Origin of the sequence: Kitasatospora sp. NPDC058965 (assembly GCF_042741245.1) — a bacterium.
In the GTDB taxonomy this organism is placed as follows: Bacteria; Actinomycetota; Actinomycetes; order Streptomycetales; family Streptomycetaceae; genus Kitasatospora.
Genome location: NZ_JBHYKG010000593.1, coordinates 1 through 1528 on the forward strand (window position 1 = coordinate 1; position 1528 = coordinate 1528).

Annotated in this window: 1 protein-coding gene; it reads left to right on the forward strand. The window is 71.3% G+C overall.

Going from position 1 to position 1528, the window contains the following annotated elements; all coding sequences use genetic code 11:
- The first annotated feature begins 247 nt into the window (after positions 1-247).
- On the forward strand, positions 248-1480 hold the full coding sequence (locus ACFW1A_RS40445) for a hypothetical protein (protein ID WP_380418728.1): 1233 nt from the start codon (positions 248-250) through the stop codon (positions 1478-1480).
- Positions 1481-1528: the final 48 nt, after the last annotated feature.

The window sequence follows — 1528 nt, forward strand, 5'->3', positions numbered from 1 at the left end:
CCCGGGCGGGGGGCGGGCGCGGGGGGCGTCCCCCCCCCCGCGACGGGCCCCGTTCGCCGCCGCGGCCCCGGGTGTGGCCGGCCCCGGGCCGTGCGGCGGGCGGGGTTCCGGCCGCGACCCGGTCCGGCATATGCCGCACCGTTGGCGCAACGTAACAGGGTGGCTACGCCGGGTACGTGCTGGTATGGGGGAAGGCCCCTCCGACGGGGCGTCAGAACCCGATCCGGGTCCGACCTGAAAGGCCGTCATGTCCAACCCCGCAGGCCGCGCCACCGGCGCGCGCAGGCTGGTCCGTCGATGCGCCGTGGCGGTAGCCGCGACGACCGCCGCGGCAGCCCAGTTCCTCTTCGTCCCGGTGGCCGGGGCGCACCCGGCGGTGGCGCCCGAGCGCGGCAGTGCCGGCGCGCAGCACCGGGACGACCCGAACGCCCCGGTGCTCAGCGAGCACCCGATCCCGCTCACCACCCGGTTCCAGGCCGACATGCAGGGGACCATCACGCGGATCGGCAACTCGCTGATGACCTGCGACGAGACCAAGCCGCCGGTGAAGGCCGGGGCGGCGTCCTGCACCGACGCGCGCAACGGGGTCGGACAGGGGATCTTCAACAACAACTACACGATGAAGTACGTCAACATCGAGCCGCCCGGCACCAAGGGCCCGCTCGGTGACGACATCTACTCCTCGTCGTCGGCGAAGCTGACCATCCCGGACAGCGCGACGGTCAAGTACGCCCGCCTGTACTGGGGCGGGACCCGGGGCATCGGCAGCACCGTGCTGCCGCTGACCCAGGTGGACGAGGTCTACTTCAAGGCGCCGGGCGACGCGGAGTTCCGCAACATCGCGGCCGAGGGCGACATCGGCCAGGTCAACACCGAGGTGGAGACCGCCTACCAGGCCTCCGCCGACGTCACCGACATCGTCAAGGCGGCCCGCGGCGGCGACTACGAGGTGGCCGACCTGGACTCGGTGGTCAAGCCGCACAGCTGGGGCAGCTGGACCCTGATCGTCGCGCTGGAGGACTGCAACCAGCCGATGCGCCACATCCACCTGTGGGACGGCTTCCAGGTGGAGCTGCCGGACTCGCCGCCGATCGACATCGACGTCAACGGCTTCACGATCCCGCAGGAGGACAAGCTCGACGCGAAGCTGGGCTTCCTGGCCTACGACGGCGACCGCACCTACACCGGTGACACGCTCTCCATCAAGACCACCACCGGACCCGAGACGATGATCAGCGACGCCAGGCACCCGGCGAACGACATCATGGACTCCACGATCAGCTCGCCGTACCCGGAGGACCACTTCACCCGGAACCCGAGCTACGACAACACCTTCGGCCAGGACGCCAGCGTCTTCAACATCTCCCGGCTGGTCCGCCCGGGCGACACCGACCTGCGGATGCGGTTCAACACCACGCTGGACGGCTTCCAGGTGGGCGCCGCCTTCGCGCAGATCAACCTGCCCGACGACAACGGCTGACGCCGCCTCACCGGGCCACGGCGCCGTCGGCCACCGCGACCGCGGTGG

Bases quoted from the DNA above. Each gene is read 5' to 3' on its own strand.
- ACFW1A_RS40445 (WP_380418728.1), top strand. From the start codon at position 248: ATGTCCAACCCCGCAGGCCGCGCCACCGGCGCGCGCAGGCTGGTCCGT.